Source organism: Kitasatospora sp. NPDC056783 (assembly GCF_042789895.1).
Taxonomy (GTDB): domain Bacteria; phylum Actinomycetota; class Actinomycetes; order Streptomycetales; family Streptomycetaceae; genus Kitasatospora.
Genome location: NZ_JBHUAF010000218.1, coordinates 1 through 14,100, shown reverse-complemented (window position 1 = coordinate 14,100; position 14,100 = coordinate 1). Strand labels below are relative to the sequence as shown.

12 protein-coding genes and 1 pseudogene are annotated in these 14,100 nt (G+C 73.7%); 2 read left to right on the top strand and 11 right to left on the bottom strand.

Annotated elements, in window-relative coordinates; genetic code table 11:
- Positions 1-159 precede the first annotated feature (159 nt).
- Positions 160-1,194 carry an LLM class flavin-dependent oxidoreductase gene (locus tag ACFRMQ_RS26350; RefSeq protein WP_380733117.1) on the top strand — a complete coding sequence of 345 codons (1,035 nt, stop codon included), beginning with the start codon at positions 160-162 and terminating at the stop codon, positions 1,192-1,194.
- Positions 1,195-1,307: 113 nt separating this feature from the next.
- Here ACFRMQ_RS26350 and ACFRMQ_RS26345 read toward each other — a convergent pair whose 3' ends face one another.
- The 11 genes from ACFRMQ_RS26345 to ACFRMQ_RS26295 all read right to left on the bottom strand — a co-directional run bounded on the left by ACFRMQ_RS26345 (position 1,308) and on the right by ACFRMQ_RS26295 (position 12,766).
- Entirely contained in the window at positions 1,308-2,756 is a 1,449-nt protein-coding gene (locus ACFRMQ_RS26345; protein WP_380733116.1) for a WGR domain-containing protein, read from the bottom strand.
- Between the two features lie 543 nt (positions 2,757-3,299).
- Positions 3,300-3,908 (bottom strand): response regulator, encoded by a 609-nt coding sequence (locus ACFRMQ_RS26340; RefSeq protein ID WP_380733115.1) that lies wholly within the window; start codon positions 3,906-3,908, stop codon positions 3,300-3,302.
- On the bottom strand, positions 3,905-5,176 hold the full coding sequence (locus tag ACFRMQ_RS26335) for a sensor histidine kinase (RefSeq protein ID WP_380733114.1): 1,272 nt from the start codon (positions 5,174-5,176) through the stop codon (positions 3,905-3,907). Before ACFRMQ_RS26335 ends, ACFRMQ_RS26340 begins: the two co-directional genes overlap by 4 nt.
- A gap of 18 nt (positions 5,177-5,194) precedes the next feature.
- Entirely contained in the window at positions 5,195-5,608 is a 414-nt protein-coding gene (locus ACFRMQ_RS26330; protein ID WP_380733113.1) for a hypothetical protein, read from the bottom strand.
- Positions 5,609-5,678: 70 nt separating this feature from the next.
- Positions 5,679-6,287, bottom strand: coding sequence for a GNAT family N-acetyltransferase (locus ACFRMQ_RS26325; protein WP_380733112.1), 609 nt, complete (start codon positions 6,285-6,287; stop codon positions 5,679-5,681).
- Complete coding sequence (locus tag ACFRMQ_RS26320) at positions 6,271-7,206, bottom strand: class I SAM-dependent methyltransferase (protein WP_380733111.1); 936 nt, start codon at positions 7,204-7,206, stop codon at positions 6,271-6,273. Before ACFRMQ_RS26320 ends, ACFRMQ_RS26325 begins: the two co-directional genes overlap by 17 nt.
- An 86-nt stretch (positions 7,207-7,292) precedes the next feature.
- Positions 7,293-7,748, bottom strand: a complete 456-nt coding sequence (locus ACFRMQ_RS26315) for a Pycsar system effector family protein (RefSeq protein ID WP_380733110.1) — start codon at positions 7,746-7,748, stop codon at positions 7,293-7,295.
- A gap of 131 nt (positions 7,749-7,879) precedes the next feature.
- Positions 7,880-8,851, bottom strand: coding sequence for a hypothetical protein (locus ACFRMQ_RS26310; RefSeq protein WP_380733109.1), 972 nt, complete (start codon positions 8,849-8,851; stop codon positions 7,880-7,882).
- Entirely contained in the window at positions 8,835-10,997 is a 2,163-nt protein-coding gene (locus ACFRMQ_RS26305) for a hypothetical protein (protein WP_380733108.1), read from the bottom strand. Before ACFRMQ_RS26305 ends, ACFRMQ_RS26310 begins: the two co-directional genes overlap by 17 nt.
- Positions 10,994-11,941, bottom strand: coding sequence for a hypothetical protein (locus ACFRMQ_RS26300; protein WP_380733107.1), 948 nt, complete (start codon positions 11,939-11,941; stop codon positions 10,994-10,996). Before ACFRMQ_RS26300 ends, ACFRMQ_RS26305 begins: the two co-directional genes overlap by 4 nt.
- Before the next feature lie 132 nt (positions 11,942-12,073).
- Positions 12,074-12,766 (bottom strand): Crp/Fnr family transcriptional regulator, encoded by a 693-nt coding sequence (locus ACFRMQ_RS26295; protein WP_380733105.1) that lies wholly within the window; start codon positions 12,764-12,766, stop codon positions 12,074-12,076.
- Between the two features lie 434 nt (positions 12,767-13,200).
- Here ACFRMQ_RS26295 and ACFRMQ_RS26290 point away from each other — a divergent pair.
- Positions 13,201-14,100, top strand: a pseudogene (locus tag ACFRMQ_RS26290) (ATP-binding protein); the annotation flags it as partial.

The following is a 14,100-nucleotide window of genomic DNA, read 5'->3' as shown; positions in this document are numbered from 1 at the left end:
GGTGGGAGCCGCCGCGTGTGACACCCGCGTTTCGCCGCGTTGCGGGACGTGTCCGGATTCCGCGTCGATCTTGTCGGGCGGCGTGGCGGCTGCGTACGTTCGACAGCGCACCACCCGACCGGCCCGCCCAGGGCCGCTTCCCACCCCGCGGAGCCCACCATGTCGCCGAACCCTCGCCCGCTGCGGAAACTCGGCTTCCTGACCATCGGGCTCTTCGACGAGAAGGACCCTCGCCAGGGCCACGAGTCCACCCTCGACCTCATCGCGCTCGGCGAGCGCCTCGGCTTCGACAGCGCCTGGCTGCGCCACCGCCACCTCCAGTACGGCATCTCCTCCCCGGTCGCCGTCCTCGCCGCCGCCACCCAGCGCACCAGCCGCATCCAGCTCGGCACCGCCGTCACCCCGCTCGGCTGGGAGAACCCGCTGCGGCTCGCCGAGGACCTGGCCACCGTGGACGTGCTCTCCGGCGGCCGGCTCAACCCCGGCTTCAGCGTCGGCCCGCCCGTCCACTACGAGCAGGTGCGCGGCGCCCTCTACCCGGACACCGGCGAGCAGGAGGACTTCAGCCCCCGGCGCGCCGAACGGCTGATCGCCCTGGTCCGCGGCGAGGACGCCTCCGACTTCGCCGGCACCGAGGGCATCGAGGTGTACTCCCACCGGGTCCAGCCGCACTCCCCCGGCCTCGCCGACCGCCTCTGGTACGGCGCCGGCAGCCTGCGCTCGGCCCGCTGGGCCGGCGAGCAGGGCCTCAACCTGCTCACCAGCAGCGTCGTGAAGGCGGAGGCCCTGCTCGACGGCCCGTTCGACTTCGCCGGCATCCAGGCCGCCCAGATCCGCGCCTTCCGCGAGCACCACCCGGCCGGCGAGCGCGCCCGGGTCTCCCAGGGCCTGGTCGTCATCCCCACCGACAGCGCCACCCCCGATCAGCGCGCCAGGTACGAGGCCTACGCCCGCTCCCGCACCCCGCGCACCCTCGCCCCGCAGGGTCCGGCCCGGCTGCTGTTCGCCCCGGACCTGGTCGGGACGTCCGAGGAACTGGCCGAGCGGCTGCGCGCCCACGCCGGCTACCGCGAGGTCGACGAGGTCGCCTTCGCGCTGCCGTTCAGCTTCGGGCACGAGGACTACGCGCAGATCCTCACCGACCTGGCGACCCGGCTCGGGCCCGCCCTCGGCTGGGCGCCCGGCCGGGGCTGATCCGCCGCCAGGCCTCCGAAGGAATCCCGCCGGGCCGTCACCGCGACCGGGCCGGTGCGGGGTCGCGGTCCGCCCGGGCGCACCGGCGGACCAGGCGGACCCGGGCGGACCGGTCACAGCAGGCGCTTGATCTCGCCGCGGGTGCGGTAGAAGCCGCCGGAGGCGGACTCACGGACCTCGGCGACGACGTAGCGGGCACCGGCGACGCGGATGTCCTTGGGGAACTGGACCCGCCAGGACGGGTCGTAGCCCTGGGAGACCACCCGCACCCGCAGCCGGGCGCCGTCCTGGACGCACTCCACCTCGACCTCGCCGCCCGTCCGGGCGGTGGCCACCGTGAGCGTCTCCACCCCGGCACCGGCCAGCACCGGCTCCCAGCCCGCGTGCTTCACCTCGGCGGTCTTCGGCAGCGTGCCGCCCTCGGCCGCCCGCACCGCCTGCTCGCTCGCGTCGATGCAGGCCAGCGAGCCGTCCGTGGTCACCAGGTAGAGCCGGCCGTCCCGGTACTGCATGCTGAACGCCGAGCCGCAGCCGGTGGCGAGCTTCCACAGCCGGGTGCCGTCGGCGGCGAAGCAGTACACCGAGGAGTGGTTGTCCCCGGCGAAGACGTACTCGCCGTCCGGGGAGGCCGCGCAGGAGAAGACGCCGGCGTCGCAGCGGTAGGCGGCCACCTCGGAGCCGTCGGACTTGCGCAGCCGGTGCACCCAGCCCTGGCCGGTGCCGGCGAACACCTCGTCGGCCTCCTGCCAGCCGAACAGCACCCCGCCCCGGGTGGGGGTGTGCCACAGCTGGTCGCCGCTGCGGTTGTCGTAGCGGGCGACGCCGTTGGAGTGGCCGTGGTACACGCCGTCGCCGTCGCAGCGCACCATCCAGCCGGAGCGGCCGTCGGCCTTGCGGCGCCACTGGAACTCGTCCTCGTGGTCCACCGTGGTCAGCCCGCCACGCTCGTCGGCGACGCCGAGCACGCCGTCATGGATGTCCAGCCAGTAGATGTCCACGTCCTGGGCGATCTCGTACGCGACCCGCGGGATCTTGCCGCCCAGGTCGTACACCTTGCCGTCGTCGCAGCCGGCGTAGATCCACCAGTCGTCCGCGACGATGCACTTGACGCCGTCCGGCAGGCCGTAGCGGGCGACGACCTCGCCGTCGTGGGTGAGGGTGTAGACGTCGCCGCGCTCGTTGCCGACCCAGGCGTGCTCCTCGCCGACGAAGATCCCGAAGGCCGGCGAGCCGGAGCGGAAGCGCCACAGCAGCGGCGCCTGACGGGCGGTCGAGCGGGTGCTGACGATCTGCCGCCTGGTCACCGACCGGCGCTGGCGCACGCCCTGGACGGCCGGGGCGTAGCCCTTGCGGACCTTGTCGCCGATCTTCTTGGAGGCCGACGCGGCCGCCTTCTCCGGGCTCGGGAAGGTCGTCGCCTTGCTCTGCCCCGGCTCGCCGATCCGCCCGTACCGCACCGTCACCACCTGGCCGGAGAGCCGCACCTCGTAGAACTTGTGCGCGCTCCCCTCCTCCTCGGACAGTTCGAGGTAAGTGACCTGCTCTTCCACGGCGACGGACACGGCGATGGCCCCTTTCGGGCAGCGGAGACGGGGGGTGGGCGGGACCGGCCCGCCGACATCCCCGAAACTACGGCCCCGCACTGACAACCGGTCCGGCAGGGGTCGGGCCGGCTCGGCGGAGCACGTCCGCCGACCGGCTCCCGCCGACCCGCGACCGATCCCGGCCGGGTTCGGTCCCGGGTCGGTGTCAGTGGCGCGCGCTACGCTCGCGGCACCCTGAGGAAGCCCGGGGCCCGCTCCTCCGAATTCGCCTACGGGGAGCGGGCCCGGGTGCGTGATCGGGACCGCGCCTCCCGCGCGGGCCGGTGCGCGCCGGGCCGACCGGGCCGCAGTGCCGCGCCTGCGGGCCGCCGGTACGGGACCGCCGCCCAGCGCCTGCGAAGCGCGGCCGCCGGCGAGACCGAGTCGCCGGAGCCAGGCCTGACGACCGCCGTTCCCGCCCGCTCCCGGCCGGGACGGGACGTGGTGGGACGGGGTGGGAGGGCCGGGGCACCACAAGCGAGTCGGCCCCGACGCGGCGCGGTGCGGCCCCGGGGCGAACGGTCAGAGCCAGCCGCGCTCGTCGGCGATCCGCAGCGCCTCGGAGCGGTTGCGGGTGCCGGTCTTGGCGATGGCCGAGGAGGAGTAGTTGCGGACCGTCCCCTCGGACAGGTAGAGCTTGGCGGCGATCTCGGCGATCCCGGCGCCCGAGCGGGAGGCGTTCAGGACGTCGCGTTCGCGGGCGGTGAGCGGGGAGGCGCCGGCGGCGAGGGTGGCGGCGGCCAGCTCCGGGTCCACCACCCGCTCCCCCGCCGCGACCCGGCGGATCGCGTCGGCCAGCACCTCGGCGGGGGCGTCCTTGACCACGAAGCCGACCGCGCCCGCCTCCATGGCCCGGCGCAGGTAGCCGGCCCGGCCGAAGGTGGTGAGGATGACGACCCGGCACCACGGCGCCTGCTGGGCCAGCACGGCGGCTGCCGCCAGGCCGTCCAGCCCGGGCATCTCGATGTCGAGCAGGGCGACGTCCGGCCGGTGCTCCAGAGCCGCCCGCGCCACCTGGTCGCCGCGGCCGACGGCGGCGACCACGGAGAAGTCGTCCTCCAGGTCGAGCAGGGTGCACAGCGCGGTGCGGACCAGTTCCTGGTCCTCGGCGAGCAGCAGGCGGATCGTCATGGTGTCCCTTCGCGGCCTTGGTGGCGTCGGCGGCCTTCCTGGCCTTCACGGCCTTCACGACCTTCACGGCCGGGGTCCGGGCCACCCGGCGGGACGGTGACCAGCAGCCGCCACCCGCGCGGGTCGAGCGGGCCGGCCTCGACCGTACCGCCCGCCGCGGCGACCCGTTCCCGCAGGCCCGTCAGGCCCTTGCCACCGCCGGCGCCACCGGGACCGCTCGGGGCGGCGCCGGTGCCGTCGTCACGGATCTCCACCGAGCCGGCCGTGAGCAGCACCGAGCAGCGGTCCGCCCGAGCGTGCCGGACCACGTTGGTGATCCCCTCGCGCACCACCCAGCCGAACAGTTCGCGCTCCCGCGGTGCGACCGCGTCCGCCGCCTTCGGCAGGTCGGCCATCACCCCTGCGGCGCGCAGCAGTTCGCGTCCGCGCGCGAGTTCTCCGGCCAGGGTCACCTCGCGGTAGCCGGTGACGGCCGCGCGGACGTCGGACAGCGCCTGGCGGGACAGCGTCTCCACGGCCGCCATCTCCGCGACCGCCTGGTCCAGGTCCTTGCCCGCGAGCCGCTGGGCCACCCGGGACTTGACGGTGATCGCGGTGAGCGAGTGCCCCAGCAGGTCGTGCAGATCCCGGGCGATCCGGTTGCGCTCGGCCTCCGAGGCGAGCCGTGCCACCTCGGCCCGGGCGTCGAACAGGGCCTTGTTGGTGGCGGCGATCCCGGCGAAGGCGCCGCAGGTGAGCGAGGTGAACAGCAGGGCCAGGGCCTGGAACCCGCCGGGCCCGGTGTGCCAGGGGCGCACCGCCCAGGGCACCACCAGCGCGGCCAGCGCGCCGGCCGCCACCACCCTCTCGGCGTGCCGGCGCCACAGGATGGCGACCACGGAGACGACCACGGTGGCGAGGAAGAAGGCGTCCTCGTGGGCGAACGGCAGCGCGGCCAGGAACAGGGCCGTCATCGCCGCCACCAGCGGTGCGATCCAGCCCCGCCGGCCGCACCCGAGGGCGAGGGCCAGGAGCGCGTAGCAGGCGCAGAAGGCGACGACCACGGCGTATCCGGCGATCGCGGCCGCCCCGGAGACGGTGCCGCCGACGGCCACGGCGGTCAGCGCCGGAAAGACCATCATCCCGCTGCCCAACAGGAGGCGCTGCCAGCCCTGCACCCAGGGACGGGCCGCGCCCCGCGCGTTCTCCGGTCCGGATTCCCGTCCGGATTCCGGCCCGGGGAACGTGGTCGCGCGGTCACCGTCGGAGCCCGCCCGGTCGAGGCCCATCACTCGTGCTCCCCCTCCTCAGAGCCTGGCGAACAGGCTACGCAGGTGCCGCCCGTTGATCACGGCGGCCACGCCCAGCAGGGCGAGTCCGCACACGCCCTGCTCGGCCTTCATCCACACCGGGAAGGTACCGGGCAGGGCGATGATCGTGACGATGGCGACGAGCATGACGGCCGAGAGGATCCGCAGCCGCCGGAAGGCGCCCCGGGAACCGCCGGCGGCCCGGACGGTCAGCAGGAGGGTGAGGGCGGCGCTGGCCGCGACGATGGTGCCGCGCACCAGCACCGGTGCGGTGACCACCGAGTGGTGGTCCCGGAGGGCGATGGCGCCCGCCAGCGTGACGACGCTGAGGCCGAGGTAGGCGAGCACGAGCAGCCGAACGGTACGGAAGGCCCGACGGGTGTCGGGGTGTTGCAGGTCGATGGAGGTCATGGCATCCATGCTGGTCGCCGGGCCGGTGCGCGGGGCAGTGTGTTCGTACACCTGCCCGCCGTGACAATTGTCAGCACCCGGCCGGCTCCGCCCGCTCCCCGTCCAGCAGACGCACCATGTGCAGCTTCGCGACCGCACGCCCGTCGACCAGGACGGCCCTCGGCTCCCGCCCCCACACCTCGAAGCCGCAGGCGGTGTAGAGCCGCAGGGCCGGCTCGTTGCCCTCCGAGACGGTGAGCAGCACCTGGCGCAGCAGCCCGTCCCGGGCCGCCGTGCGCAGCACCTCCCGCACCAGGACGCGGCCGATCCCCCGGCCACCGGCGCCGCGGGCCACCGCCATGCCGTACAGGGTGCCCTTGTGCCGCTCCCGGGTGCGCGACGGCACCTTCAGCCCGGCGGTGCCGACCAGCGTGCCGGCCCCGTCGAAGGCACCGATCAGGGCGCCCGGGCCGGACTCGGCCTCCGCGAGCCGGCGCTCCGTCACGGCCGGCGGCCTGGCGGCCTCCTCGGCGTGGCTGGAGGTGAAGGCGCTCGGCGTCGCGCGCAGCGCCTCCAGCCGGAAGGCCCGGTACGGTCCGGCGTCGGCGACGCCGAGGCGGCGCAGCAGCACGCCGCGCCCGGCCATCGAGACGCCGTGCTCCGCCATCGGGCGCCCGGGGCCCTCAGCCGAGGCGGACACGGGTGCACCTCGTCACGTACGGCAGGGCGATCTCCTCGCGGCCCGCCACGTCCGGGTGGGTGGCCAGCAGCTGCTCGACGTCGGCCAGCAGGCGGACCCGCTCCTCCTCCGGCAGGGCGATCACGTAGCTGCGCGAGGCGACCATGTCGACGATCCCGGCCGGGGTGGTGACGTGCTCCCAGCGGATGTCCAGCCGCTCGGGCGCGCCGAACGGTGCCGGGAGGACCGGCCGGGTGTCGATCCGCCTCGGCGACGAACGGTGCATCAGCACCCCCAGCGCGGCCGCCCAGGGCTCGGACTCGTCCCGGACGTTCCACACCAGCGCGAGCGTCCCGCCCGGGGCGAGCACCCGGGCGATCTCCGGTACCGCGACCGCCTCGTCGAACCAGTGCCAGGCCTGCGCCACCACCACCGCGTCCACGCTGCCGTCCGGCAGCGGGATGCGCTCGGCCGAACCGGCCCGGACCGCCGCCTTCGGCACCGCCGCGGCCAGCCGTGCCCGCATCCCGTCGTCGGGCTCCACCGCCACCACGTCCAGCCCGGCCTCCACCAGCAGAGCGGTCGCCTTGCCCGTCCCGGCGCCCAGATCGAGCACCCGCCGGGCTTCCCGGGGCACCGCCGCCCCGACCAGTGCCCGCGGATAGCCCGGCCGGCCGTGCTGGTACGCGTCCACCGCCACCCCGAACGACCGTGCCCGCAGCCGCCCCGCCCACCGCCGGGTCGCCCCCTGCCGCGTCATTCCGCAGGCCCGCCCGACCTCCTCCCAGGTCGCCTCCCGCCCGCGCCGCAGCTCCTCCACCACTTCCGTCCGCCGCTCCTCCAGCGCCTCGATCACCCCCGACAGCCGCCGCAGCCCCTCCAGCCCTCCGCCACCGGCCACATCCTCCGCCACCCGCCGACCAAGACCGTCCGTGTCCATGGCCCGGGACTGTACGGACCTGCGGCCTCGGGCGTCAACAGTCATTGCCCGACGATGCAACACCTGTTGCCTTCGGCGTCCACCCATCACAGCGGACGGAGGGTGAGCGCGAACTGGGGAAGCGCCAACAGCAGCAGGGCGGTCCCGGCCTCGATCCAGCGGTACTTCGCCCGGATGATCGCGCTGGTCCCGGCCAGCGCGGACAGCAGCGGGCCCGCCGGATCGTGCGCGGCCCGCTCGAACGCCCGGCGCAACCGGTCCGGGCCCTCGCCCGGGGCGATGTGCTCGAAGTACCCCGGCCCGGCCACCACACCCCGCCGCCCCTTGCGGTGACGCGGCACCAACGCGGACGCGAAGCAGCCGACGGCCAGCAGGGCGCTCGCCACCGCGCTCCACCGCAGCAGCGGGAGCGCCCAGGCCGGCGAGCCGGAACCGGCCCCGCCGTCCAGCGGGATGAAGGTGGCGAGCACCGCGCCCGTGAAGGCCAGGAACACGGCGGCCTTGGTGTCGGCCCGGACGAGTTCCGCGCTGTTGGCCGCCATCAGGCGCTCCATCGCCGACACGGAGGACGGGCTGGACACCGGTATCGGCGTGGCGGCGCGGCGGGACCGCCCGATGACCGGGCGCCGACGGCTCCTGCCGACGGAGCGCCCGCGTACCTGGCGTATCCGAGTCATCGCGGCACCCCGTTCGGGACGCCGCCGGACCAGCCGTTGACCTGGGGGTGGAACTTGACGAACTCCGGCCCCGGAGCATGTGGCGGCCGCGGGGGCTGCTGGGCGGGCCCGGGGACCTGCCGTCCGAGGGAGACCAGCCGGTCGCGCAGGATTCCGGACAGCTCCACCTGCTCCGGCTCCGTCAGTTTGCCCAGCATGAGCGCCATCCGGTCCTGCCAGGTGGTCTCGCCGCGGAGCAGGTCGGCGTGGTTGACGACCCAGTCCAGGACGTCGCGCACCTCGTCGGGCTTCCGGGCGAGCCAGAGGGCCGCGAGGGCGACTGGGCCGTCCTGGACCGCCCGGCGGTAGAAGTCGTATTCCTCTTCGCTCTTGACCGTCCAGCCGAAAGGCACATCCGCCGCAGTCGGCTCCCCGAGCCTCAGTTCGTTGCCGCGCTCGCGTGCGGAGACGTCCGTGACGCGGTAGCCGAGGCCGTAGTGGGGCAGCACGTACGGAGCCGAGAGGTAGTGCACCAGCTCCTCGGGGCCCAGCCTGGCCCCCGAGGCGCCGGACCGCTCCTTGAGCTGACGCAGGCGTCCGTCGAGGTCCTTGCGGACCGGCAGCCCGCCCTGGGTGGTCCGGGTCTGCACGACCCGGGCGGCGTCGTGGACCCACCACAGGAAGTGGACATCCAGCGATTCCGTTCCGTACGAGCTGCGCAGCCCGACCGGCCGGACCCCCGGCCGCTCGGCGAGGTCCACCAGGTACGCCTGGTCGAAGCCGCGCAGTCCCAGCCACGCGGCGACTCCGCTTCCCTCCCCCATGTCTGCCAGTCTCGGGCGCCCCTTCCCGAGCTGGTGGTAGAGCCCGTGGCGGTCGCCCAGGACCAGGGCCCGGTCCCGCCGCCCGGACCAGCGGTGCGCCAGGATCTCCCGCCAGGGAGCGCGGGTGGCCGGGGTGTAGACGGGCGGGTCAGTGTCGAGGGTCATCGTGGCCTCCGGAGGCGGGGGTGGGCTGGAAGGGCTGGGGCTCACCGCGCCGCCAGGCCTCCAGAACGCGGTGGGCGATGTCGCGGCCGACCAGGTCGGGGGTGTCGCTGCGGTCGATCGCGGTCAGCAACCCGAGTTCGCCGGGGCGCATCTCCTGGGCGAGTGTCGTGAGCAGCGTCTCCACGGGGGCGCGGAGCGGTTCGTCCCAGGCCGCCTGGTAACACCAGTCGAGCAGCCTGCGGCTGGTGCGGGCGAACAAGGTCCGGGAGTTCAGCGATCGCCTGATGAAGACGATCACCACATCGCCGAACTCGCCCTGGGGGCCGAGCTGCTGCCGGAACCACGAAGGGTCGAGGAGCAGTTCGGGAATGGTCGTGAGCGCGAGTTCGGCGTGATGCCCGTGGCCGTCCGCCCACTTGACGAGCTGACGGAAGACGGCCGTCTGGTTCCCATCGGCGAAGAGGCGCCCCAACGACCACCGTGCCGTCGCCGCCACCTCGCCCTCGTCACCGTCCTCCCCCCGATAGCAGCGCCCGATCAGGGAAATCGCGCTCTCCGGCCGGGCCGCTCCGAAGTCCGCGCCGCACGCGGCGATCACGGTCGATCGAAGTCTCCAGCCACCGCTGATGCTCCAGCTGTTGACCCGGTGCTTCACCTCTCCGGCGAGAATCGGGTCCTGCGACACCATGCCCAGCGCGTACGCGGCCGTGCTCCGGCTCTGCGCACGGTCGGACCGGGCCAGCTCGTGGATGTGCCGCAGCGCTCGGCGTCCACCGCCCCAGCCGGCGGCCAGCCCCATCACCCGGCCCACGGGTCTGGCCAGTTCGGACTCCGTTCCAGGAACGTTGTCCATCCACTCGGTCAGCAGTCCGGACACCTCTCCGTACTGTCGCCACACGTGTCGCAGCACGGCCTCCGCTTGCCGGTGCCGCTTGAAGCGGATCGGCTCCACCGTGTAGGTGTAGCCTGCGGTGTCCCGTGTCTCGGTGGGCAAGCACTCGGCTCGGACGGTCTCCAGCAACTCATCCAGCGAGCGCCGGAAGACGAACCGCGGATTCCGTCGATCCCGCTCACCAGCTGCGGTCCGTCCCGGCTCGGCGTCCGAGTTCGCGCGCACCACCGCGTCGAGTCGTCCATCGGCCAGTGTGAGCAACCGGTCGGTCTCATCTCGGATGATCCGGTGGTCGAGGCCCTCCAGGACACTTGTCACCAGCAGGAACGCGAGCGCGTCCGGGTCGTCCAGAAGGTCCTTCAGGAGGTCCGGAACTTCCGTCTCCGCGCGGAAACTGAGCCGCTGGCCGAGGTCGGCCAGGTCGGGGCCGTCGTCGCCGGTCCGGCTCAGCGCGTCGACGAGCTCGGCGACCTGCGTCGGCACCAACTCCGGCGCCAACAGCTCGTCCAGGCCGGCTTCCAGCGCGTCCAGCAGTTTCCGGCGCCGGTCATCCTGCGGCACCGCCGCCGCCAGGCGCGCGTCGAACACCTCACGCGGCGTCGGAGGCACATAGCGCACCGGCCTGATGTCCAGCTCACGGACGAAACGCCGGACGGTGCCCGAGTCGTGGGGCAGCATGACCACCATGAAGGCATCGGCCTCTTCCAACCGGGCGCCCAGGTTGGCAGCGGCGGTGGGACCGAACCGAGCCGACGGCGACAGTCCGTGCACCAGGTACCCGCGCGCCTCCCTGTGCGTGGGTCGCCAGGTCGACAGGTCCGAGTCACTGTCCAGCGCGCGCAGGGCCATGCTGTTCCCGCTGCTCTCGAACAGCAGGTTGATGGCCGTGGTGCGGCGCCCGGTGCCGGGTTCGCCGTCGAGGAAGAGCAGACGGGTGCCGAGCGTCTTCAAGGCCGCAGGGAAGCAGTCCGGCTTCGCGAACCCGGTCCGGGCGGCCAGGACCTCCGAGGTGGAGATGGGGCCGTCCTGGGCCTCCACCCGTTCGCCGTCACCCGGAGCAGCACCGGCGGCACCGTTCTCGACGCGCTGGCCCCCGTACACCGAACCGGTGTTGATGTTTCCGTTCGGCGCGAAGATGAAGGGACGACCGGTTCGCCAGACACCAGCGAACTCGTCGCCGAAGTCGTCGAAGTCGGGGTCGGGATCAGGCACCACCGGCGGGCCCTCGATGGCCGGGCGTTCGTCGGGGCTCACCGGTGGTGCTCGTTCTTGTCGCCACTGACGATGTCGCCCACATTGCCGTTGACCGTCCCGAACTTGACCCCCTCCACCCGGTCGCCGCCGTAGGAGCCACCCCGCACGTTGGTGACCTGCTGCCCGCCGTGCACCGTGCCGACGTTCATGTTGCTGCCGTCGCCCCGCTGGGTCACCACGGCCCTCGGCGCGCGCCGGCCCTGCGGCTGCCCCTCGGCCTTCCGTCCGGTCCGTCCCTCCTGCTCCGCCACCACGGTGTCGCCGAGGATCCTCCGGTCGTAGAGGTTCCCGGAGGGCGCGGGTACATAGAGCCACGCCCGCTGGTCGAAGCGCTTGCCCTCGACCGTCGCGGGCACCTCGATGAAGTGGTCGGGGTGGCGCCCGGTGAAGCCGCCGGCCACCGCGTCCTGGTAGCACCGGTCGGACAGGATGGCGGCGACGTGGGTGATGCTCTCGCTGGAGGCGGCCAGCATGGCCTTCACCGGGCGGGAGTCCAGCAGCCGGTGGGTGTCGTTGCGCGGGGTGCCATTGCCGTCGAACTCCTCGCCGCTGTCGGGGAGCGGGCCGATGTTGAGGCTGACCCGCAGTCGGATCCGCACCGCCCCTACCGAGTGGACGTTGAACTCCGTGAGCACCTCCTGGAGGGTGTTCAGCCAGGGATGGATCAGGAAGGGCATCCACGCCGGGTCGAACCCGAAGACGTACCCGTCGCCGGTGGAGTCGGGGAACCGCTGGTCCTTCCAGACCTCGGCCAGTCCGGCCCGGTCGAAGGACCACTGGAGCACCTCCGGCACGGCCTTGCTGATCACGCCGTGCTCGATCGCCGGGTATCCGGTGAAGTCCTTGGCGTCCACGGCGACGATGCCCCGGTACGGCGGGAGGTGGCGGCTGCGACTGTACGGCAGGGCGCTGGCCTCGGGCATCGGCTGGTCGAACTCCGTCATCTCTGCTCCTCGCGGTTTCCGTGCTGACCTTGCGCCACCCAGCTTGGCGACACAGCGTCGCGCCGTGTGCTCACTCAGTGCGGAAAGTGCGTGACGGGGATCACATCGAGGAGTCGAAGGGCCTGCGGCCCGTCAGTCGCGCGGCGCCGTGGCCGCGCGGCGGAGGGCGGTGAGGTCGTGGACGGCGATGGACTTGCGGCCGGCCTCGACCCGGTGGGCGGCCAGGGCCGTGAGGGCCGCGGTGACGGTGTTGCGGGAGACGCCGAGGTGCTGGGCCAGTTCGTCCCGGGTCAGGGCGAGGTCGATCCGGCGGCCGCGGGCCGGCGCCGTTCCGGCGGAGAGGTCGGCCAGCGCGAGCAGGGCGGCGGCCAGTCGCGGGACGACGTCGCCGCCGGTCCGGGCCAGGTCCGACTCCCGCAGCCGCCCCATGGCGTAGCGGACCATCACGGGGAACAGCTCGCGCTCGGCGACGAGGCGCAGGAAGACGTCCTTGGTGAGGACGGCGACCGTGCAGTCGGAGATCGCCTGGACGCTCGCCGAGCGGGCGCCGTCGTCCAGCACGGCGACCTCCCCGAGCAGTTCGCCCGGCCCCCGGAAGGCCAGCAGCCGGACGTTCCCGTCGCGCTCCCGTCGGCTCACCTTGGCCACTCCGGCCAGCAGGGCGAGGACGTGGGTGCCCGGTTCGCCCTGGCGCAGCAAGGTGGCGCCGATCGGGTGCCGGCGTTCGAAGGCCTCTGCCAGCAGGCCCGTCCAGGCCGGTTCGCCCATGAGGTGGCGCAGGGTGCGGCCCGACGGGTCCGGTGCGTGGCGCCCGTGATCGGTCATGCGACGACCCTAGGAGGCCCGGCGCTCCCCGCGGGCCGGAACAGGGGGTTCGGGGGCGGGGTGGCAGGCCCGGGGCGGGTTCTCGTCCGGGTGATTGGCGGGCGGTGGGTTGACTGGGCTCACCGCGCTAGCACGAACGCGTGGCGAGTTGGCGGGACTTGGCGCGGAAACCCTTCGCATGAGCGAATCCGGGACGGGACGGCCGCGCGCGGGCGGCGGGGCGAGAAGCCTGGTGGGAGGGCGGCGGCCACGGCCGGGTGCGACTGGTGTGCGAGATGTCGGAGTTGTCCGGCTGTTTGCGACAAGTCGGTTGCGGGACGGTATTTTTGACTTTCGGTCAGGATGTCCTGAACCTGGCTATGCTGCACCCCCACGCCTCCGGAGCCGGTCGCCGCCCGCTCCCCGTACTGTTCCGATCGTTTGAGGATTGCCGAATGCTTCGAGCTGGTTCGTCACCCACCAGACGGCGCCGCACGCCGCTGCTCGGCTGGCTGTTGCCGACGGCCGTGATGGCGGCTGCCGTGGCGGTCGCCGCGATGGTGGTGTCCGCCGGGGCCCGGGCCGAGTTGCTGTGGTGCGGCGCCACGGGCACCGTTCTGGTGGCCGTGGTCGCCGCCGAATCGTCCCGCCGAGGACGGGCGTTGAGCGAGTCGCGCGACCGGCACGCCCGGCAGCTGGAGGACGTGCAGCGCCGCCTGGCCGCGCAGGAGGACGAGCTGGACCGGCTCGCCCGGCGCGAGATGCGCAGGATCGTCGCCGGGGCCCGGTACGGGTATTCCTTCGACATCCTGACCGCCCCGCTGGAGGAGAGCGACGCCCCCGTCTCGCCGCGCTTCCGCCGCTCCCTGATCACGGTCGCCGAGGCCGTCGCCAGGGCGGTCGACGACGAGACCAGCCGGCGCGACTCGGCCGAGCGGGCCTTCGTCCACATCACCCGCCGGGTGCAGGCCATCATCCACCGGCAGGCCAAGGACCTGCGGGAGATGGAGGACCGGCACGGCAACGACCCGGCGGTCTTCGACGACCTGCTGCGGCTGGACCACGGCAACGCGCTGGCCGGTCGCATGGCCGACAGCATCGCCGTGCTCTCCGGCGCCCGGCCCGGCCGCCAGTGGAACAGGCCGATCGCGCTCTACAGCGTGCTGCGCGGCGGCATGTCCCGGATCCTGGAGTACCAGCGGGTGGACCTGCACCCGGTGGCCCAGATCTCGGTCATCGGCCCGGCCGTCGAACCCCTGATCCACGCCGTCGCCGAACTGCTGGACAACGCCACCCGCTACTCCCCGCCGCAGAGCCACGTGCACCTGAGCGCCTCGGAGGTGCAGACCGGAATC